Source organism: Streptomyces sp. NPDC001002 (assembly GCF_053599215.1).
Window position 1 is genome coordinate 18,852 of the sequence record NZ_JBSFLV010000025.1, and the last position, 19,191, is coordinate 38,042.

Annotated in this window: 18 protein-coding genes; 9 read left to right on the forward strand and 9 right to left on the reverse strand. The window is 70.2% G+C overall.

The genetic code is table 11. From position 1 onward, the window contains the following. Positions 1–74 precede the first annotated feature (74 nt). The 3 genes from ACWDR3_RS14160 (at position 75) to ACWDR3_RS14170 (ending at position 3,303) form a co-directional block, all read left to right on the forward strand. Positions 75–1,760 carry a trypsin-like peptidase domain-containing protein gene (locus ACWDR3_RS14160; protein ID WP_450352743.1) on the forward strand — a complete coding sequence of 562 codons (1,686 nt, stop codon included), beginning with the start codon at positions 75–77 and terminating at the stop codon, positions 1,758–1,760. Positions 1,761–1,942: 182 nt separating this feature from the next. After that, positions 1,943–2,395 (forward strand): sec-independent translocase, encoded by a 453-nt coding sequence (locus ACWDR3_RS14165; protein WP_450352744.1) that lies wholly within the window; start codon positions 1,943–1,945, stop codon positions 2,393–2,395. A gap of 236 nt (positions 2,396–2,631) precedes the next feature. Continuing rightward, positions 2,632–3,303: a hypothetical protein gene (locus tag ACWDR3_RS14170; RefSeq protein WP_450352745.1), complete on the forward strand. Its 672-nt coding sequence runs from the start codon at positions 2,632–2,634 to the stop codon at positions 3,301–3,303. A 94-nt stretch (positions 3,304–3,397) separates the two neighbouring features. Here ACWDR3_RS14170 and ACWDR3_RS14175 read toward each other — a convergent pair whose 3' ends face one another. From ACWDR3_RS14175 to ACWDR3_RS14185, 3 genes are read right to left on the reverse strand one after another with little or no spacing between them, the layout of a single operon-like run. After that, positions 3,398–4,531: an Mrp/NBP35 family ATP-binding protein gene (locus tag ACWDR3_RS14175; protein ID WP_450352746.1), complete on the reverse strand. Its 1,134-nt coding sequence runs from the start codon at positions 4,529–4,531 to the stop codon at positions 3,398–3,400. A gap of 43 nt (positions 4,532–4,574) precedes the next feature. Next, complete coding sequence (locus ACWDR3_RS14180; RefSeq protein ID WP_450352747.1) at positions 4,575–5,156, reverse strand: DUF1003 domain-containing protein; 582 nt, start codon at positions 5,154–5,156, stop codon at positions 4,575–4,577. Beyond that, entirely contained in the window at positions 5,149–6,474 is a 1,326-nt protein-coding gene (locus ACWDR3_RS14185) for a magnesium transporter MgtE N-terminal domain-containing protein (RefSeq protein WP_450352748.1), read from the reverse strand. The genes ACWDR3_RS14180 and ACWDR3_RS14185 overlap by 8 nt, the downstream gene beginning before the upstream one ends. 191 nt (positions 6,475–6,665) lie before the next feature. Between ACWDR3_RS14185 and ACWDR3_RS14190 the strand changes: the two genes are divergently transcribed. Continuing rightward, positions 6,666–7,409 (forward strand): hypothetical protein, encoded by a 744-nt coding sequence (locus tag ACWDR3_RS14190; protein WP_450352749.1) that lies wholly within the window; start codon positions 6,666–6,668, stop codon positions 7,407–7,409. A 27-nt stretch (positions 7,410–7,436) separates the two neighbouring features. Here the strand turns inward: ACWDR3_RS14190 and ACWDR3_RS14195 are convergent, their stop codons facing one another. Continuing rightward, entirely contained in the window at positions 7,437–7,949 is a 513-nt protein-coding gene (locus ACWDR3_RS14195; RefSeq protein ID WP_450352795.1) for a hypothetical protein, read from the reverse strand. 48 nt (positions 7,950–7,997) lie between these two features. Then, positions 7,998–9,113: a magnesium and cobalt transport protein CorA gene (locus ACWDR3_RS14200; RefSeq protein ID WP_450352750.1), complete on the reverse strand. Its 1,116-nt coding sequence runs from the start codon at positions 9,111–9,113 to the stop codon at positions 7,998–8,000. A gap of 499 nt (positions 9,114–9,612) precedes the next feature. Between ACWDR3_RS14200 and ACWDR3_RS14205 the strand changes: the two genes are divergently transcribed. After that, positions 9,613–10,197 (forward strand): suppressor of fused domain protein, encoded by a 585-nt coding sequence (locus ACWDR3_RS14205; protein WP_450352751.1) that lies wholly within the window; start codon positions 9,613–9,615, stop codon positions 10,195–10,197. Between the two features lie 30 nt (positions 10,198–10,227). Here ACWDR3_RS14205 and ACWDR3_RS14210 read toward each other — a convergent pair whose 3' ends face one another. Then, a complete protein-coding gene (locus ACWDR3_RS14210) occupies positions 10,228–11,466 on the reverse strand; it encodes an MFS transporter (RefSeq protein ID WP_450352752.1) in 1,239 nt (412 codons plus the stop codon). Positions 11,467–11,638: 172 nt separating this feature from the next. On the opposite strand from ACWDR3_RS14210, the gene ACWDR3_RS14215 reads away from it, so the two are divergent. The 3 genes from ACWDR3_RS14215 to ACWDR3_RS14225 all read left to right on the forward strand — a co-directional run bounded on the left by ACWDR3_RS14215 (position 11,639) and on the right by ACWDR3_RS14225 (position 13,887). Then, positions 11,639–12,280: a DUF6758 family protein gene (locus ACWDR3_RS14215; protein WP_450352753.1), complete on the forward strand. Its 642-nt coding sequence runs from the start codon at positions 11,639–11,641 to the stop codon at positions 12,278–12,280. 89 nt (positions 12,281–12,369) lie between these two features. Then, positions 12,370–13,227 carry a PHP domain-containing protein gene (locus ACWDR3_RS14220; protein ID WP_450352754.1) on the forward strand — a complete coding sequence of 286 codons (858 nt, stop codon included), beginning with the start codon at positions 12,370–12,372 and terminating at the stop codon, positions 13,225–13,227. Positions 13,228–13,281: 54 nt separating this feature from the next. Next, on the forward strand, positions 13,282–13,887 hold the full coding sequence (locus tag ACWDR3_RS14225) for a MarC family protein (protein WP_450352755.1): 606 nt from the start codon (positions 13,282–13,284) through the stop codon (positions 13,885–13,887). 114 nt (positions 13,888–14,001) lie between these two features. Here ACWDR3_RS14225 and ACWDR3_RS14230 read toward each other — a convergent pair whose 3' ends face one another. After that, a complete protein-coding gene (locus ACWDR3_RS14230) occupies positions 14,002–14,154 on the reverse strand; it encodes a hypothetical protein (RefSeq protein ID WP_019058373.1) in 153 nt (50 codons plus the stop codon). 197 nt (positions 14,155–14,351) lie between these two features. Here ACWDR3_RS14230 and ACWDR3_RS14235 point away from each other — a divergent pair, with 197 nt between their 5' ends. Next, positions 14,352–15,257 (forward strand): NYN domain-containing protein, encoded by a 906-nt coding sequence (locus tag ACWDR3_RS14235; protein ID WP_450352796.1) that lies wholly within the window; start codon positions 14,352–14,354, stop codon positions 15,255–15,257. Between the two features lie 36 nt (positions 15,258–15,293). Here ACWDR3_RS14235 and ACWDR3_RS14240 read toward each other — a convergent pair whose 3' ends face one another. Together ACWDR3_RS14240 and ACWDR3_RS14245 are read right to left on the reverse strand one after the other, a co-directional pair. Continuing rightward, entirely contained in the window at positions 15,294–16,175 is an 882-nt protein-coding gene (locus ACWDR3_RS14240; protein WP_450352756.1) for an alpha/beta fold hydrolase, read from the reverse strand. Positions 16,176–16,327: 152 nt separating this feature from the next. Continuing rightward, entirely contained in the window at positions 16,328–18,772 is a 2,445-nt protein-coding gene (locus ACWDR3_RS14245; protein ID WP_450352757.1) for a DEAD/DEAH box helicase, read from the reverse strand. Positions 18,773–19,191: the final 419 nt, after the last annotated feature.

Below are 19,191 nucleotides of genomic sequence, written 5' to 3' on the forward strand. Positions count from 1 at the left end.
GGCAGCCGGGCGCGGAGTCGACGAACCGCGACCGCCGACGACGAGCCGTGCCGCGGTCAGCTGTGGGGAGAGCAGTGAACGAGGGGAAGCCCACGAAGGCGAAGTGGTGGAATCGTCCACACCCGCACGGCCCTTCGGGGGCGGCGGAGGCGGACGGTTCCGCCGACGGTGATTTCGAGTTGGCGAAGCCCGCTGCCACGGAGGGCGACTTCGCGTTGGCCCCGCCCGTGGGGGCGGGCGACGCGGAACCGGTCGGCGCCGTGTCCGACGGTGACGCGTCCAACGGTGACGTCGAGCCGCTGCTTCCGCAGGACGGGTCCCTGACGGAGGAGGCGGCCCGGGCATCCGCCGCTCCAGTGTCCGAGGGCCGTCCCCGACCCCTGCACGACCCCGACCCCTTCAGCACCCCGCCGTACGGCGAGCCCGGTCCCTGGTCACCCGCCCCGCCGGTCCAGCACCCCGCGACCACGCCCGAGCAGGGCACAGCGCTCCCCACGCTGCCGCAGGCCTCCGGCACGGCGAGTCCACCCCCGGCGAACGGCACACCCCCGACCCAGCCGGCTCCCACCCCCTGGCAGAACTACGACCCCTGGGCCGCCCCCGCCGCTCCCCTCCAGCAGACCGGTGCCGCCGTCGACGGAGTCTCCGCACGGCGTCGGCGCGTGCGCAGGGCGTTGATCGGCGGAGCCCTGGCGCTCGCCCTGCTCTCCGGCGGCGTCGGGGGTGCCATCGGCGCGTATCTGGAGCGCAACGGCGGTGTGGGGGGCGTAGAGCTGCCGCAGGCCGGCAAGGAGCCCGTCGGGCGGGCCGCCGACAGCGTGGCCGGGATCGCCGCGCGGGCCCTGCCCAGCGTGGTGACCCTGCATGTGACCGGCGCCGAGGAGTCCGGCACCGGCACCGGGTTCGTGCTCGACGACCTCGGACACATCCTCACCAACAACCACGTCGTCGAACCCGCCGGCGGGTCCGGCGAGATATCGGTGACCTTCAACAGCGGGGACACCGCCAAGGCCACCGTCGTGGGCCGGGACAGCGGATACGACCTCGCCGTGGTGAAGGTCAGCGGAGTGCGCGGACTCAGCCCTCTGCCGCTCGGCAACTCCGACAACGTCCAGGTCGGCGACCCCGTCGTCGCCATCGGCGCCCCCTTCGACCTGGAGGGCACCGTCACCTCCGGCATCATCAGCGCCAAGTCGCGGCCCATCACGGCCGGCGAGAGCGTCGACGGCAGCGATGTGTCGTACGTGGACGCCCTGCAGACGGACGCGCCCATCAACCCCGGGAACTCCGGCGGGCCGCTGCTCGACTCGCGGGCCCGGGTCATCGGCATCAACTCCGCCATCCGTTCCGCCGACGACGGCTCGGACTCCGGTGGCCAGGCCGGTTCCATCGGGCTCGGCTTCGCCATCCCCGTCAACCAGGCCAAGCGCGTCGCCGAGGAACTGATCAACACCGGCAGGGCGACCCACCCGGTCATCGGCGTCACCCTCGACATGGACTACACCGGCGACGGCGCCCGCGTGGGCACCAAGGGCAGCGGCGGCTCCCCGGCGGTCAACGCGGGCGGCCCCGGCGACAAGGCAGGCATCAAGGCCGGCGACGTCATCACCGAGGTCGACGGCCAGCGCGTGCACTCCGGCGAGGAACTGATCGTCAAGACCAGGGCCCACCGCCCCGGCGACCGGCTGGAGCTGACCGTGCGACGCGGCGGCAAGGAGCTGACGATCTCGCTGGTGCTCGGATCCTCCGACGGCGACTGATCGACGCCGTGACCATCGACAGCAACTGACAGGAACCTCACACGTGAGGTCACGACCCCCGGTCCACAAGGCAAACAACCGGGAAAACCGGCATGCGGCCGCACTCGGAGCGCTCGGGACAGTACCGGTCGAAGCGGATCGCCGGGTACCGTGGATCCGGCCCGGACCACAAGGAGCATCAGGTGTTCAATGACATAGGACCGCTGGAGCTGGTGACGCTCATCGTCCTCGCCGTGCTCGTCTTCGGTCCGGACAAGCTCCCCAAGGTCATCCAGGACGTCATGCGGACCGTACGCAAGATCCGCGAGTTCTCGGAGAGCGCCAAGGAGGACATCCGGCAGGAACTCGGCCCGGAGTTCAAGGACTTCGAGCTGGAGGACCTCAACCCCAAGACGTTCATCCGCAAGCAGCTGGACAATGACGAACTGGGGCTCAAGGAGATCCGCAACGGCTTCGACCTGAAGAAGGAGATGGCCGAGGTCACGGACGCGGTGAACAGCCGCGACAGCGACAAGTCGGGCTCCTCCGGTACGTCTGGTTCCACCTCGTCGTCCGGTTCCTCCGGTGGTCGTATCGACATGACCAAGAAGCCCGAGGACGACGACCGTCCGCCCTTCGACGCGGACGCCACCTGAGCCGTACGGCAGGGCTGGTCGCCCGCGCCGTACGTGACGCGTTTCATACGCCGTCGAGCCTTCGCGCGCCCTGAACCGGCCCCGTTCGCGACCCACGCGCCGGGCGGTTTCCCGGCTGCCCGCGGCGGGGTGGCTATGCTGCCGAGTTGTTGTGCGGGCCGGAGGCGAACGAGCAACGCCGCCCGAAGGGGGGCGGGCCGCTCCGGCCCGACGAGAGCGAGGAGGCGTCCGGGCACATGGAGACGACGAGTCAGGCGGTCGCACAGGCGCCGGCCGCGGAGGGTGGACAACAGGTCCCCTCCGCCCGGCGCACGGTCGACGGCTACCTGCAGGCGCCCTTCCCGTGGTACGGCCTCGACGAGGCCTTCACGGGGCCGCGCTGGTTGATGCAGGTCGGTACGGCGGCCGACGGGGCCGTCGAGCACGGGTCGATCGGGCACGGTGACGAGCCCTCGGTCAAGAACGAGTACGCGGTGGGCTCCGCAGGTGAGCCGAAGGAGAAGTTCGCGGTCGTCGTGACCGTCGCCGCGAGTCCGTCCCGGAGGAGTGCGGACGGTACGGGGTTGCTGGAGGCCACGTCGGTCTCCTCGGCGGCCTGGCTCGCCGGTGTGGGGCTGCTGTCCTTCACCTGGCCCGGGCAGATGGACCACTCGCTGCGGGACGACTGGCTGGATCAGCAGACGGAGACCGCTTGGGTTTTGGCGGACGACCTTGAGGGGGCTGACTGGTCGACGCTGTCCCTGCCGGTGGACGGGGTGCCTACGCCCTTCCACTACCGGGAGTCCGAGTTCGGCTGGGTTCTCGCCGGGTCCACGCCTGAGGGTGTGCATGTGGGGGCGTACGGGCGAGGGATGAGTGCCTATGGGCTCGGATTCGCCGTGATCAAAGACATCGGCGCGTACGAGTAGCGGTTTGTGGGGAACTGCTCCGCCGTCGTGGCTGGTCGCGCCCACGCGGCGGAGCCGCACATCGATACGGCCCCGCGCCCCTTAGGTCGGCTGACTAGAACTTGTTCTTGGGAGTGATCCCGAGCGACAGTCCCGAAAGGCCCCGCTGCCGTCCCCCCAGCTTTCCCGCGATCGCCCTCAGGGCCGCGCCCGCCGGGGAGTCCGGGTCGGTCAGGACGACCGGTTTGCCCTCGTCGCCGCCTTCGCGGAGGCGGACGTCGATGGGGATGGAGCCGAGGACGGGGACCGAGGCGCCCGTTGTGCGGGTGAGGCCGTCGGCGACCGACTGGCCGCCGCCCGAGCCGAAGACGTCGACCATCTCGCCGCAGTGCGGGCAGGGCAGCCCGGACATGTTCTCGACGACGCCGACGATCTTCTGGTGGGTCTGTACGGCGATGGAGCCGGCCCGCTCGGCGACCTCGGCCGCCGCCTGCTGCGGGGTCGTGACGACCAGGATCTCGGCGTTCGGGACGAGCTGGGCGACGGAGATCGCGATGTCGCCGGTGCCCGGCGGGAGGTCGAGGAGCAGGACGTCCAGGTCGCCCCAGTAGACGTCCGCGAGGAACTGCTGGAGCGCGCGGTGCAGCATCGGGCCGCGCCACACCACCGGCGCGTTGCCCGGGGTGAACATGCCGATGGAGATGACCTTCACGCCGTTCGCCGACGGCGGCATGATCATGTTCTCGACCTGGGTCGGACGGCCGTCCGCGCCCAGCATGCGCGGCACGCTGTGGCCGTAGATGTCGGCGTCGACGACACCCACCTTGAGGCCGTCGGCCGCCATCGCCGCCGCCAGGTTCACCGTCACCGAGGACTTGCCGACGCCGCCCTTGCCGGACGCCACCGCGTAGACGCGGGTGAGGGAGCCGGGCTGCGCGAAGGGGACCTCGCGCTCGGTCTTGCCACCGCGCAGGGCGGTCGCGAGTTCCTTGCGCTGCTCGTCGCTCATCACGTCGAGGGTCACGTCGACGCGGCAGACACCGTCGACGGCGGCGACCGCATCGGTCACGCGTTGCGTGATCGTCTCCCGCATCGGGCAGCCGGAGACCGTGAGGTACACGGTGACCGCGACCGCTCCGTCCGCGTCGATCTCCACGGACTTGACCATCCCGAGCTCGGTGATGGGCCGGTTGATCTCGGGGTCGTTCACCGTCGCCAGTGCCTCGCGCACCGCGTCTTCGCTAGCCATAGGGTCGATGGTACGGCGCCCACCGGTCCCTTCGGCCAGCCCCTCAGCGGTCGTCTGCGTCACGCCCGGCGGACCGTTCTGCCGGGAATACGACGTGTCCGTCCCGCCGGCCCTCTATCTCCTTGACGAGGTCCTGCAGCTCGGAGCGGATCCAGTCGCGGGTCGCCACCTCGCCGAGGCCGATGCGCAGCGCGGCGATCTCGCGGGTCAGGTACTCGGTGTCGGCGATCGACCGCTCGTTCTGCTTGCGGTCCTGTTCGAGGTTGACCCGGTCGCGGTCGTCCTGCCGGTTCTGCGCGAGCAGGATCAGCGGGGCCGCGTAGGAGGCCTGCAACGACAGCATCAACGTCAGGAAGATGAACGGGTAGTTGTCGAACCGCAGGTCACGCGGCGCGAAGATGTTCCACAGCACCCACGCGATGATGACGACCGTCATCCAGACGATGAACCGCCCGGTGCCCAGGAACCGCGCGATGCGCTCCGAGAACCGTCCGAAGGCCTCCGGATCCCACTCGGGCAGCAACCGGCGCCGGGCCGGCCGGGGCTGGTCCAGCCGGGTCCGCGACCGCGAGGTCGCCGTCGCCCCCGCCGGGGTGCGCTCGCGTCCGTTCTCACGCTCAGCCATGCGCCGTCGCCTCCTCCCCTTCGACCGGTCCGTCCGGACCGCCCGGTTCCGCCGGCTCGTCCAGGTGGAACTCCGTCTCCCGCCAGTCCTCGGGCAGCATGTGGTCGAGCACGTCGTCCACGGTCACCGCGCCCAGCAGCGACCCGGCCTCGTCCACCACGGGCGCCGCGACCATGTCGTACGTCGCGAAGAACCCGGCGACGACGGGCAGCGCGGCCTTCGGGTCGAGGGTCTGGAGGCTGTCGTCGAGGATCGAGCTGACCAGCGTGTAGGGCGGGTCCCGCAGCAGCCGCTGGAAGTGGACCGTGCCGAGGTACTTGCCGGTCGGGGTGTCGTCGGGCGGGCGGCAGACGTAGACCTGGGCGGCGAGCGCGGGGGAGAGGTCGGCGTTGCGCACGCGCGCGAGGGCGTCGGCGACGGTCGCGTCGGGCCGCAGCACGATCGGCTCGGTCGTCATCAGACCGCCGGCCGTGTGCTCCTCGTACGACATCAGACGGCGCATGTCGGCCGCGTCGGAGGGCTCCATCAGGCTCAGCAGCCGTTCCTGGTCCTCCTCCGGCAACTCGCCGAGCAGGTCGGCCGCGTCGTCCGGGTCCATCGCCTCCAGGACGTCGGCGGCACGCTCCTCCTTGAGCTTGCCGAGGATCTCGATCTGGTCGTCCTCCGGCAGCTCTTCGAGCACGTCGGCGAGGCGGTCGTCGTCGAGGGCGGCGGCGACCTCGGCCCGCCGTTTGGGGGCCAAGTGGTGCAGGACGTTGGCGAGGTCGGCCGCGCGCAGCTGCTCGAAGGTGGCCAGGAGGCTCTCCGCGCCCTGTCCGTGCTCCTCCAGGGAGAAGCCGGTGACCGCGGACCACTCCACCGTCAGCGTCTCGCCCCTGGCCCGTCTGAAGGCGCCGCCCTTCTTCCCCTTGCGCACGAAGACGCGGCCGACCTCCCAGTCCCGGCGGGCCGGCAACTGCTGCACCGACAGGTCGAGGACGGTCACCTCCTCGCCGGTCTCGGCGAGCGTGACCCGCCGGTCGAGGAGCTCGCCGAACACGAGGCGCTCCGTGGGCCGTTGCTCGAAGCGGCGGACGTTGAGCACGCCGGTGGAGATGACCTGGCCGGATTCGATGCCGGTGACCCGGGTCATGGGCAGGAAGATCCGGCGGCGCGTGGTCAGTTCGACGACCAGGCCGAGCACGCGCGGCGGGCGCCGGGCCACGCGCAGCATGACGACGACATCGCGGACGCGGCCCACCTGGTCGCCGTTGGGGTCGAAGACGGGGACGCCCGCGAGATGCGAGACGAAGATCCGGGAAGGGGCGCCCGCTGCCATGGCCGCGCCTCCTTTTCTTTACGGGTGTTTCGTACGGTGTTCCTTTTCCGAATTGCCCGCTCGGATGGGCTTCAGGCTAGCCCGTCCCGATCGTGTCCGCCCTGGTAGGGGGTCCGGACGGACCGGCTCCGTTCAGTCCGCGCGGCCCCGGTACGCTGCCTCCGTCCCGCGACAGAAAGGCAGCCCCAGCTGTGACCGCGATTGCCCAGGGCCGTACCCGCAAAGCCGCGCTGGTGAGCGCGGTGTGCGCTCTGGTGGTGACGGGGACCGGGTTGCTCACGGGGTGCAGCGAGGATCCCGACGCGGGCACGAACGGGGTCGGCAAGCTGCCGGCCGCCACGATCCAGTCCAAGTCGAAGGCGGCCGCCGAGTCGGCCACGGCGGTCCGGCTGGCCGGGAACGTCGTGACCAACGGGCGGACGTACACGCTCGACATGCGGCTGTCGGCCGACGGCGGCACCGGTTCCGTCACCTCGAAGGGGGTGGCCTTCGGGCTGCTGCGGGTCGGTGAGCAGCTGTACCTGAAGGCCGACGCGGAGTTCTGGAACCAGGCCGACGGCGGCTCGGACGCGGGCGCCACGAGCACGCTCGACGGCAAGTACGTGAAGGTGCCCAAGGGTGACCCCTCCTACCAGAAGTTCAGTGGCTTCACCGAGAAGGACGTCCTTCTCGACGGACTGCTGACGCTGCACGGGTCCCTCGCGACGGACGGCCACCACGAGCAGTCGGGCACCCGCACCATCCGCATCACCGGCGACGAGGGCTCCGGCGGCACGCTGGACGTCTCCCTGAAGGGCGAGCCCTACCCCCTCCGCCTCCAACGCGCGGGCGGCGCGGGCACCCTCACCTTCTCGTCCTGGGGCAAGCAGTTCCCCCTCACCGAACCGAAGGACGACGAGACAGTGGACTACGGGAAGCAGCTGCCGACGTCGTAGCGGGGCCGAACTCGCCCTGTCGGTGGGCTACTTCCGTCGCCGTTTTCGGAACAGCAGCTGCGGCAACCCAGCAGGGACCGGCTGACGCGTGGTCGCCGGCGAAGGCAGCGGTGCCTGCGCCAGATCCCCGTCGGGCAACGGCGCCACGGACCCCGTGGGAACCAGGCGGAGCACCCGGCACTCGCGTGCCCAGCGTTCCGGCATCGCCTCGCCGTCGGGGGCGTTGAGGCGCTTGCCCTTCAGTTCGGCGACCGTCGCCCGCCAGGCCTCGGAGTCCGGGGCGAGTTCGACGACCTTCGCCGACCAGGAGACCAGCCGGCCGCCCTTGTCCTTGCTGCGCGCGGTGACCTCGGCGGAGCCGCCGTCGGTCAGCCCCGGCAGCGGCTGCTCGCCGGGACCGTCGCCGACCAGACAGGCCGCGCCCTCGTGCCAGACGTGCCACAGGCCGCGCGGCGGAACGCCGGGACCGTTCACCCAGACAAGGCCGGACTTCTTCGTGGCCTCCTCGACGAGGGCCTGGTCGAGCAGCTCGCTTGGCATCGGCTCCGCGGTCATGGGCTCAGCCTATCCACGGCCGTTCCCGGCACCTCAGAGCCAGCCGTTGCGCTTGAGGGTGCGGTGGATCGTCAGACAGACCCCCACGATGAAGGTCATCACCATCGGGTACCCGTACCGCCAGTGCAGCTCGGGCATGTGCTCGAAGTTCATGCCGTACACGCCACAGACCATCGTCGGTACGGCGATGATCGCGGCCCACGCGGTGATCTTCCGCATGTCCTCGTTCTGCGCGACGGACGCCTGTGCGAGGTTGGCCTGGAGGATCGAGTTGAGCAGCTCGTCGAAGCCGATGACCTGTTCCTGGACCCGGGCGAGGTGGTCGGCGACGTCCCGGAAGTACTTCTGGATGTCCGGGTCGACCAGCCGCATCGGCCGCTCGCTCAGCAGCTGCATGGGCCGCAGCAGGGGCGACACCGCGCGCTTGAACTCCAGTACCTCACGCTTGAGTTGGTAGATCCGGGCCGAGTCGACACCGCGCGAGATACCGCCCCGCCCGGGCGAGAAGACCTCGGTCTCCACCTCGTCGATGTCGTCCTGCACGGCGTCGGCGACCGCGACATAGCCGTCGACGACGTGGTCGGCGATCGAGTGCAGCACGGCCGAGGGGCCCTTGGCGAGCAGCTCGGGGTCGTCCTGCAGCCGGTGCCGCAGCGCGCGCAACGAGCCCTGGCCGCCGTGCCGGACGGTGATGAAGAAGTCCCGTCCGGTGAAGCACATGACCTCGCCGGTCTCAACTACCTCGCTGTTGGCGGTGAGTTGGTCGTGCTCGACGTAGTGGATGGTCTTGAAGACGGTGAACAGGGAGTCGTCGTAGCGCTCCAGCTTGGGGCGCTGGTGGGCCTGGACGGCGTCCTCCACGGCCAGCGGGTGGAGCCCGAACTCGCTTGCGATACCGGCGAATTCGGCCTCGGTCGGCTCGTGCAGACCGATCCACACGAAGCCCCCGTCGCGGCGCACCTGACGCATCGCCTCGTGCGGAGTGAGCGGCGTCGGCGTCACGACGCGGGTGCCGTCGCGGTAGACGGCGCAGTCGACGACGGCCGAGGGCGTACCGGGGTCGCGGGTGGTGTCGTACGCGCCGGTGTCCTTGCGCAGCGAGGGACGCGACGGGCGTACTGCGGCACGCAGGTCACGGATCATCGACATGGCAGGCTCCTTCGTGACAGGCAACAAAGGGCGGCGGCGACGGGTGGAACTACCCGGAATGGGGACGTCCTGACTGCGGGTGTGTTTGGCACGTCCACAAAGCGGGGAGCACCGCATCGTCGCGGCAGCGGAGCTTCATTGCTGGATCAGCTACTGCTTCAGATCAGACAGATCACAGAGATCAGGCAAAACGGAATGAAGTGCTCTTCCGTGCAAGGACGCGAGTGTGAGAGGCGGCGGTTGCCGGAGTCACAGCAGCTGCATCAGCGGGCGGAAGAACGAGTGGTACTGCACGGTCGACTTCGATCCATGACAGCCCCACCTCCTCCGGCCGGTCCCTCGTAAGGGAGTCTCAATCCCTCGAAAGGGAGTGGTGTCGGCGTCGGGACTTGATCGCGACGCCTCGGCGTGCTGCCCCGAACCACCGGGCAAGACTAGCAGTGACCCGAAGTGTCAAGCCGCCGCTTTGCCCGGTACTGACGAGTTCTATGCTCGCGACATGGTTGATGTTCTTCCTCTGGTCGAGGCCCGGTTGCGCACCGCGCTGGGCGATCCGGACGCGCGCGCGGCGGTCACCTTTCTCGGCACGGACCGCGTCGAGGTGCTGCGTTTCCAGGAGGGGGACGTCGTCCGCTACGCCACGCTCGGGATGTCCGCACAGCCGATGAGCGACCCCACCGCGATGCTCGCCGACCCGGTCGCGGGACCGCGCGCCGAACTCGTCCTCTCCGTCCGCGCGGGAGTCGCCGAGACCGACAAGGTTCTGCGCCCGCTCGCCGTGCTCGCCGCGTCTCCGCAGGTGGAGGGCGTGGTGGTGGCCCCGGGTGCCTCCCTCGACGTGGGCGAGCCGCTGTGGCCCGGCGCGCCGTTCACCTCGGTCCTGGTGGCCGAACCGGGCGGACTGGTCGAGGACCTCGAACTGGACGCCCCCCTCGCCCCGGTCCGCTTCCTGCCCCTGCTCCCGATGACCCCGAACGAAGCGGCCTGGAAACGCGTCCACGGCGCCCAGGCCCTCCAGGAACGCTGGCTGACGAACGGGACGGACCTGCGGGATCCGTCCCGCAGGTCCGTCCCGCTGGAGTGAGCAAGCTCACCGCCCGGTGGCCGAAAAGCTTCAGTTGGCAAAGACCGTGACACTGTCCTCGACCGCGTGCCGCGTCTCCAGCTCCTCCGCCTCGTGCGTGAGCGCCTTGCGCCGTACGACGACCACGACCGCGCCCAGCAGCGCAGTCACCGCGGCGACCACGAACGGGATGTGGATGTCGCTCCACTCCTCGATCTTCGGCGCGAAGAACGGCGCCGCCGCGGCCGCGAACCACCGCACGAAGTTGTAGCCCGCGCTCGCCACCGGGCGCGGCGCGTCCGAGACACCGAGCGCCAGCTCCGTATAGACGGTGTTGTTCACGCCGATGAACGCGCCGGACAGGATCGTGCAGACGACGGCCGTGGTGTGGCCGCCGTAGCCGAGGACCAGGACGTCCGCGGCGAGCAGCACCAGTGAGCCGCCGAGCACCTTCAGCGAACCGAACCGCTCCTGCAGCCGCGGTGCCACGAACACGGAGAAGACGGCGAGCAGGACGCCCCAGGCGAAGAACACGGCACCCGACTTGTACGGGGTCATGTCCAGCACGAACGGGGTGAAGGCCAGCACGGTGAAGAACGTGTAGTTGTAGAAGAAGGACGAGGCCGCCGCCGAGGCGAGACCGCCGTGGCCGAGCGCCTTGATCGGGTCGAGGATCGAGGTCTTCGTCGTCGGCTTCGGCTGCTCCTTGAGGAACACCGTGATGCATAGGAAGCCGATCGCCATCAGGAACGCGGTGCCGAAGAACGGGTAGCGCCAGCTGGCGTCGCCGAGCAGCGCGCCAAGGAGCGGGCCGCACGCCATGCCGAGGCCCAGTGCCGATTCGTACAGCAGGATCGCTGCGGAGCTGCCGCCCGCCGCCGCGCCGACGATGACCGCGAGGGCCGTCGAGACGAAGAGCGCGTTGCCCAGACCCCAGCCCGCGCGGAAGCCGACGAGTTCGGCGACGGAGTTCGAGGTGCCCGCGAGACCGGCGAAGACGACCACGAGCGCGAGGCCGAGCAGCAGGGTCTTGCGGCCGCCGATACGGCTGGAGACGAAGCCGGTGACCAGCATCGCGATGGCGGTGATCAGGAAGTACGAGGTGAAGAGCAGGGAGACCTGACTGGCCGTGGCGTCCAGGCCCTTGGCGATGGACGGCAGGATCGGGTCGACGAGTCCGATGCCCATGAAGGCGACGACGGACGCGCCGGCCGTCGCCCATACGGACTTGGGCTGTCGCAGGATGCCGGTCGCTCCCGCGTCGAATGGGTCGTCCATGCGGTCGTGCATGCTTCCTCCGCCTCTCTCGCTGTTCTCCGACTGGGAGATGGTTGGCATATACACATAGTAAGTTAGGTGGGCTAATTAATGCAAGCTACATGTAGTTCTGCTCGGTAAGGCTTCCGTCCGGACGGGTGATCGTCCTTGACGTGCGCGAGCGAGGGTAGGACCGTGGGGCCCTATGAGGGGCGAACCCAGTTGCCCGAAGTGTGGTGGCCGGGTCAGGGCTCCCGGACTCTTCGCCGATTCCTGGCAGTGCGATGTGCACGGGACCGTGCATCCGCTGCAGCCCGTGATCCCGCCCAGCGTCGAGGCCCTCGAAGTCGTCGTGCATCGCACGCAGGTACCGGTGTGGATGCCGTGGCCGCTGCCGGTCGGCTGGCTGTTCACGGGCGTGGCATGCGCGGGCGACGACCGCAGTGGGGGTCGTGCGACGGCTGTGGCGTGCTCCGGTCCTGGCCCGCTCGGCGGGATCGGTGAGCTCATCCTCGTAGCGGAGGAACTCGGGGTCGGACTCGGTGCGCGTTACGCGGGGATCGACGGGCCGGACCCGGGGCCGTACATGAATGTCGAGAAGCCGCCGCAAGCGAAGGTGTTGGCGGCGGGCAGGCCCACGCCGTTGTGGCATGTCGCCGGTGCGTCCGACGACCGGGCCGTTTTCGCTGGTGAGGCGCTGGGGCTGTGGCTCTGGGCCGTGGTGTGGCCTGAGCAGTCGGGGTTGTTGATGTACGACGAGCTGGTGCTCACGGATCTGCGGGACGCGGGGGCGGAGGTGGAGCTGGTGCCTTGTGGGGCGCTGGCGCCGCGCTTGCTTCAGCCGTAGAGGCTGCGGGGGAGAGGCTGCGGAGGGAAGAGAATCGCCGGTTACTCTTGGGCGGTCCCCTTTTCCGTCACCCCGCTGGAGTTCGCGTAGTGCGTATCGATCTGCACGCCCACTCCACCGCTTCCGACGGTACGGACACCCCCGCTGAGCTGGTGCGCAATGCTGCCGGTGCCGGGCTTGACGTTGTCGCGCTGACCGATCACGACACCACCCGTGGGTACGCCGAGGCGATCGCCGCGCTCCCTGCGGGGCTCACGCTCGTCACCGGGGCCGAGCTGTCCTGTCGTATCGACGGGGTGTCCATGCACCTGCTGGCGTACCTCTTCGATCCCGAGGAGCCGACGCTGCTCGCCGAGCGGGAGCTGGTGCGGGACGACCGGGTGCCGCGGGCCCGGGCGATGGTGGCGCGGCTTCAGGACGCCGGGGTGCCGGTGACCTGGGAGCAGGTGGCGCGGATCGCCGGGGACGGTTCGGTCGGGCGGCCGCATGTCGCGACCGCGCTGGTCGAGCTGGGCGTGGTGGCGACGGTGGACGAGGCGTTCACGCAGAAGTGGCTCGCCGACGGCGGCCGGGCCTACGTCCCCAAGCACGAGACCGACCCCTTCGAGGCGATCCGGCTGGTCAAGGCCGCGGGCGGAGTCACCGTGTTCGCGCATCCGGGCGCCAGCAAGCGCGGCCGTACCGTGCCGGAGTCCTCGATCGCCGAGCTGGCCGCCGCCGGGCTCGACGGCATCGAGGTCGACCACATGGACCACGACCTGGAGACACGGGCGCGGCTGCGGGGGCTGGCCAAGGAACTGGGGCTGCTCACCACCGGGTCCAGCGACTACCACGGCAGCCGCAAGACGTGCGTGCTCGGCGAGAACGTCACCGACCCCGAGGTGTACGGGGAGATCACGCGCCGCGCGACGGGGGCGTTCCCGGTGCCGGGGACCGGCGGAGCCTGACGCCCACGCTCCCGTCTGTCTCTTTCTCTTCTCTCGCAAGGCTTGTGCTCACCCATGTTCGATGTCGCCGTCTTCGGCTCCCTCTTTTTGACCCTGTTCGTCATCATGGATCCCCCTGGGATCACCCCGATCTTCCTCGCGCTGACCGCCGGCCGGCCCGGCAAGGTGCAGAAGCGGATGGCGTTCCAGGCCGTCTGTGTCGCCGGCGGCGTGATCACCGTCTTCGGGCTGCTCGGGCACCAGATCCTCGACTATCTGCATGTCTCCGTGCCCGCGCTGATGATCGCGGGCGGGCTGCTGCTTCTGCTGATCGCCCTCGATCTGCTCACCGGCAAGACCGACGAGCCGAAGCAGACCAAGGACGTCAATGTGGCGCTGGTCCCGCTGGGCATGCCGTTGCTGGCCGGACCCGGAGCGATCGTGTCCGTCATCCTGGCCGTGCAGAAGGCCGACGGTGTCGCCTCGCAGGTGTCGGTGTGGGCGGCGATCCTCGCGATCCATGTCGTGCTGTGGGTGGTGATGCGGTACTCGCTGCTGATCATCCGGGTCATCAAGGACGGCGGTGTGGTGCTCGTGACGCGGCTCGCCGGGATGATGCTCTCCGCGATCGCCGTGCAGCAGATCATCAACGGGGTCACGCAGGTGATCAAGGGCGCCTGAAGCGTTCGTATCCGCGGATGCTTCGTGTGCGCGGATGCTTCGTATACACAGAGCCCCCGCACGGCGTGTGCCGTGCAGGGGCTCTGAAGTGTGGTTGAGGGGTCCGCGTAAGTGTTACGAGGCCTTGGTCTCGGCGGGGCGGATCCACAGACGCTGTCCTATGGCGGCGGCCTGTTGCACGATCCGATTGACGGAGGCGGCGTCCACGACGGTGCTGTCCACGGTGGTGCCGTCGACCTCGTCGAGACGCATGATTTCGAAGCGCATGGCTTCTCCCTTCGTCTGGTCATCCTCCTGAGGAGAACTACTTGGGTACTGATGTAGTCAACGGGATGCGTGTTACAAACATTCCCTACGCTAAGGAAATTTTTCGAACGGCTAATTACTGACCGGTAAGAGACTCTCAAGGTGCACACAGGAGACTGACCGGGACCGGTTGTGTTCGCAGCGTGACCGCCGAGACAATGGAGGCAATGAGAGACGACGACCTGACGGCGCTCGGCGCCCGTATCGACCGCACGAACGAGCTGCTGAGACGCATGCTCGCCGAGGTGGCGAAGACGCCCTCGACCCATGCGATCTTCGTCGACGCGGGCTACCTGTACGCGGCCGCGGGACGTCTCGTCGCCGGCACGGAGGACCGCCGCTCCTTCGACCTCGACTCCGAGGGCCTGATCGAGGCGCTCATCGACAAGGCCCGCACGATCTTCGCGGACAGCAGGCTGCTGCGGGTCTACTGGTACGACGGCGCCCGGCGCCGCATCCACACCGCCGAGCAGCAGTCCATCGCCGAACTCCCGGACGTCAAGGTCCGGTTGGGCAACCTGAACGCCAACAACCAGCAGAAGGGCGTCGATTCGCTCATCCGCACCGACCTCGAATCCCTCGCCCGGCACCGCGCCATCAGCGACGCGGCCCTGCTCGGCGGCGACGAGGACCTGGTGTCGGCGGTCGAGGCGGCGCAGGGGTACGGGGCGCGGGTCCACCTGTGGGGCATCGAGGCCCCCGAGGGCCGCAACCAGGCGGAGCCGCTGCTCTGGGAGGTCGACAGCCAACGCACCTTCGACCTCGACTTCTTCAAGCCGTACGTCGCCCGCCGCACCGCGCCCGCGTACGAGGCCACGGCGACCCGGCCCACCCGCGAGGACGTGCGCTTCGTCGGCGCGCAGATCGCGGCGAAGTGGCTGGCCGCGCGGGGGCGGGAGGCGTTGGTGGAGCTGCTGCCGGGCCACCCGTACCTGCCGGGCTCGGTCGACCAGGATCTGCTGGTCGAGGCGGAGGGCCTTCTCCAGTACTCGCTGCGCGGACAGGCCGATCTGCGGCGGGCGCTGCGGGACGGGTTCTGGGAGCACTTGCAGACGCAGTACTAGTACGGGTTCCTGACGGGTTTCTGCTGGTGCACGGCTCTAGTGGACGCCGTCCCAGAAGTCCGCGAAGGCGCGGGCCGTTTCCGCCGGGTTGTCGGTGTTGGGGGAGTGCTCGGCGCCCTGGACGACCGTCCGATGAGCGCGCAGTCGCAGGGCCATCTCGTCGAGCAGCGTCACCGGCCAGGTGTCGTCACGCGCACCCGACAGGACGTGGAAGGGGATGGGTACGGCGGCCAGTTCGGTCACGCGGTCCGGCTCGACGCACAACTGGCGTCCTGTGGCGATGAGTTGGGCGGGCTTGTTGCCCAAGAATCGGCGCCGCAGGTCTTCCTGGTCGTCGAGACCGTCGTCCAGCCCACCCGCGTCCGTCTCCTCCGGCGGCTGCGGCTCCATGGCCTGGATCGCGTCCCACACCTCGGCCAGGGTCATCACGGCCAGCGCGTCCCGCAACAGCTTCACGCGCTGCTGCTGCGAGGAGGAGATCTGGGCCGGACCGGAGGCCATGAGGGTCAGCGAGCGGAAGGGCGAGTGGTCCAGGAGAACGGCGGCACGGGCGATCTGACCGCCGAGCGAGTGCCCGACCAGATGCACGGGACCGGCATCGACGGCAGCGACCTGAGCGAGCACGTCCCGCGCCAACTCCTCCTGCGCGTACGCCGATTCGTCGTCCACCGGCCCGTCAGACTCGTACTGCCCCCGCCCGTCCACGGCGACCGTCCGGTACCCGCGCGCCGCGAGCATCTCGTGCAGCGGATTGAAGTCCTCCTTGCTGCCGGTGAACCCGGGCAGCATCAACACCACGCCTTGCGGCTCGACACCGCCGGCCACGGCTGCGTCGACGACGGCGAACTCTCCGCGCGCGGTACGCAGCGAGTACGCGCGGGCGCCGGGGGGCGGGGTGAAGGACGGAGGCCTGCTCATAGGGCGAGGCTATCCGGCGGGTGTGACGGGGAGGGTGTCGGGCTGGTTCACGGGGGGTGTCCGGGAGGGTGGGGGTGGACCGAGGGGGGCGTGGGTGAAACGCTGACGGCCCGCCCACGTGGTGTGGGGCGGGCCGTCGGGTGAGTGTGCGGTCAGCTTTCCGCGGGCTCCGTGGCTGCGGTGGTCGCCTTGCGCGTGCGGCGTACCGTCTTGGGCTTTGCCTCGGTCGGCTCCGGGACGGCCTCGGCGGTCGCCGCTGCCTTCCGGGTGCGACGCGGCTTGGCCGCCGGCTCCTCCACGGCCTGGGCCGGGATGTCGGCCGTGACGGTCGCCGCGGTCTTGCGGGTGCGGCGCGCCTTGGGCTTGGCCTCCGTGCCTTCCGCCGTGTCGACGGCGGTTTCGGCAGCGGCGGCGACCTTGCGGGTGCGGCGCGGCTTGGCCTCGGCCGGTGCCTCGGTGACCTCGGCGGTCTCCGGGGCGGTGGTCGCGGCCTTGCGGGTGCGGCGGACCTTGGGCTTGGTCTCCGTGGCCTCGGCCGTGTCGAGGACGGCCTCGGCCGTTGCCGCGGTCTTCCGGGTACGGCGCGGCTTCGCCTCGGTCAGCTCGGTGACCTCCGCGACCGCTTCCATGGGCTCGGCGACCTTGCGGGTGCGGCGAGCCCTGGGCTTGGTCTCCGTGGCCTCGGCCGTGTCGACGACGGTCTCGGCGGCAGCGGCGACCTTGCGGGTGCGGCGCGGCTTGGCCTCGGCCAGCTCGATGACCTCGGCGACCTCCGCGACCGCTTCCACGGGTTCGGCGGCCTTCCGCGTACGGCGCGCCCTCGGCTTGGTCTCCACCGCTTCCGCAGTGTCCACGGCGGTCTCCGCGGCGGCCGTCGCCTTGCGCGTACGACGACGCGGGGCGGCGGGAGCCTCGGGCTCCGTCACGGTGACCGGGGTCTCCAGGACGACCGGGGCTTCCGCGGTGACCGGAGCCACCGCCGCGACAGCGGTCTGCGTGGCCTCGGCCGACGTCTCCGCGGACCGGCGGGTCCGGCGGCGGCGCGACTTCGACGCGGTCTCAGGGGCGTCCAGGGCGGGGCCCTCGGCCGTGGTGACCGCGGCCTCGGCGGCCTCGGTCGGTACGGCGGCGACAGCCGTCACCGGTTCCGACGCACCGTTACGCGTACGGCGCCGGCGGCGCGGGGTCCGCGTGCCGGTGGCCTCCTCGGCCTCGGGTACGGCGGACAGGGGGGCGGTCGTCGCGGCCGCGCCGTCCAGCGGGGTTCCGTTGCGCGTGCGACGGCGGCTGCGCGGCGTACGTGCGGGACGCTCGCGGTCGCCGGAGCGGGACTCGTTCCGGTCGCGGTCACCCCGGTCGTTCCGGTCGCCTCGTCCGCCGCGGCCGCGCGGGCCGCCACGGCCGCCCGTCTCGCCGAGGTCCTCGAGCACCTCCGCCTCAAGCCCGGCGCGGGTGCGCTCGGCCCGGGGCAGGACACCCTTGGTGCCCACGGGGATGTTCAGTTCCTCGAAGAGGTGCGGGGACGTGGAGTACGTCTCCGGCGGGTCGTTGAAACCGAGGTCCAGCGCCTTGTTGATGAGCTGCCAGCGCGGGATGTCGTCCCAGTCGACGAGGGTGATCGCGATGCCCTTGGCACCCGCGCGGCCGGTACGGCCGATGCGGTGCAGGTACGTCTTCTCGTCCTCGGGGGACTGGTAGTTGATGACGTGCGTCACGCCCTCGACGTCGATGCCGCGCGCGGCGACGTCGGTGCAGACGAGGACGTCCACCTTGCCGTTGCGGAAGGCGCGCAGCGCCTGCTCGCGGGCGCCCTGGCCGAGGTCGCCGTGGACCGCGCCGGCGGCGAACCCGCGCTGCTTGAGCTGGTCGGCGAGGTCGGCCGCGGTGCGCTTGGTGCGGCAGAAGACCATGACCAGGCCCCGGCCGTCGGCCTGCAGGATGCGCGAGACCAGCTCGGGCTTGTCCATGTTGTGCGCGCGGTAGATGTACTGCGCGGTGTTCGCGACCGTCGCGCCCGCGTCGTCCGGCGCGGTGGCGCGGATGTGCGTGGGCTGCGACATGTAGCGACGGGCCAGGCCGATGACCGCGCCCGGCATGGTCGCCGAGAACAGCATGGTCTGCCGCTTGGCCGGCAGGAAGTTGATGATCTTCTCGACGTCGGGCAGGAAGCCCAGGTCGAGCATCTCGTCGGCCTCGTCCAGGACGAGCGCCTTGATGTGCTTGAGGTTGAGCTTCTTCTGGCCCGCGAGGTCGAGCAGTCGGCCCGGGGTGCCGACGATGACGTCGGTGCCCTTCCGGAGGGCCTCGACCTGGGGCTCGTAGGCCCGGCCGCCGTAGATCGCGGTCACGCGTACGTTGCGGACCTTGCCCGCGGTCAGCAGGTCGTTGGTGACCTGCGTGCAGAGCTCGCGCGTGGGGACGACGACGAGCGCCTGCGGGGCGTCGGTGAGGGCCTCGGGCTTGGCCCGGCCGGCCTCTACGTCGGCCGGGACGGTGACGCGCTCGAGGAGCGGGAGACCGAAGCCCAGCGTCTTGCCGGTGCCGGTCTTGGCCTGGCCGATGACATCCGTGCCCGAGAGGGCTACGGGGAGGGTCATCTCCTGGATGGGGAAGGGAGTGATGATGCCGACGGCTTCAAGCGCCTCGGCGGTCTCGGGAAGGATTCCGAGATCTCTGAACGTCGTAGTCAGGGTTTTGCCTCTTCTGTGTGCGCGGCGCGAGGCGAGCGAAGGGGTCGTTGACGGACCGTGCCGGGGACGTCGGCTGCCTTACGGACATCGGGCCGCAGGGCACGGGACCTCTGCCGACGCTCTAGCGCTCGTACCGCTGAGGGTTCCCTCCGTACTCCGTGCGCAGAGTGCGCACGGCCCAGAGGGCTGTCAGGTCGGAGCCGATCGGGCCACCGACCGGGCATCCTCAAACGTGCGGCCGCACGAGGTACGTCGTCGTTATGGACGTGCGTACTCAGCAGGCGCATTACCACCATACCCCGGAAACGTGCACACGCGATGGCCGA

Excerpts from the sequence above, each read along its gene's own strand:
- ACWDR3_RS14170 (WP_450352745.1), top strand. The coding sequence starts at position 2,632 with ATGGAGACGACGAGTCAGGCGGTCGCACAGGCGCCGGCCGCGGAGGGT.
- ACWDR3_RS14175 (WP_450352746.1), bottom strand. The coding sequence starts at position 4,531 with ATGGCTAGCGAAGACGCGGTGCGCGAGGCACTGGCGACGGTGAACGAC.
- ACWDR3_RS14200 (WP_450352750.1), bottom strand. The coding sequence starts at position 9,113 with ATGTCGATGATCCGTGACCTGCGTGCCGCAGTACGCCCGTCGCGTCCC.
- ACWDR3_RS14215 (WP_450352753.1), top strand. The coding sequence starts at position 11,639 with ATGAGGGGCGAACCCAGTTGCCCGAAGTGTGGTGGCCGGGTCAGGGCT.
- ACWDR3_RS14225 (WP_450352755.1), top strand. The coding sequence starts at position 13,282 with ATGTTCGATGTCGCCGTCTTCGGCTCCCTCTTTTTGACCCTGTTCGTC.
- ACWDR3_RS14245 (WP_450352757.1), bottom strand. The coding sequence starts at position 18,772 with ATGACCCTCCCCGTAGCCCTCTCGGGCACGGATGTCATCGGCCAGGCC.
- ACWDR3_RS14235 (WP_450352796.1), top strand. The coding sequence starts at position 14,352 with ATGGAGGCAATGAGAGACGACGACCTGACGGCGCTCGGCGCCCGTATC.
- ACWDR3_RS14185 (WP_450352748.1), bottom strand. The coding sequence starts at position 6,474 with ATGGCAGCGGGCGCCCCTTCCCGGATCTTCGTCTCGCATCTCGCGGGC.
- ACWDR3_RS14230 (WP_019058373.1), bottom strand. The coding sequence starts at position 14,154 with ATGCGCTTCGAAATCATGCGTCTCGACGAGGTCGACGGCACCACCGTG.
- ACWDR3_RS14210 (WP_450352752.1), bottom strand. The coding sequence starts at position 11,466 with ATGCACGACCGCATGGACGACCCATTCGACGCGGGAGCGACCGGCATC.
- ACWDR3_RS14195 (WP_450352795.1), bottom strand. The coding sequence starts at position 7,949 with ATGCCAAGCGAGCTGCTCGACCAGGCCCTCGTCGAGGAGGCCACGAAG.
- ACWDR3_RS14180 (WP_450352747.1), bottom strand. The coding sequence starts at position 5,156 with ATGGCTGAGCGTGAGAACGGACGCGAGCGCACCCCGGCGGGGGCGACG.
- ACWDR3_RS14205 (WP_450352751.1), top strand. The coding sequence starts at position 9,613 with ATGGTTGATGTTCTTCCTCTGGTCGAGGCCCGGTTGCGCACCGCGCTG.
- ACWDR3_RS14240 (WP_450352756.1), bottom strand. The coding sequence starts at position 16,175 with ATGAGCAGGCCTCCGTCCTTCACCCCGCCCCCCGGCGCCCGCGCGTAC.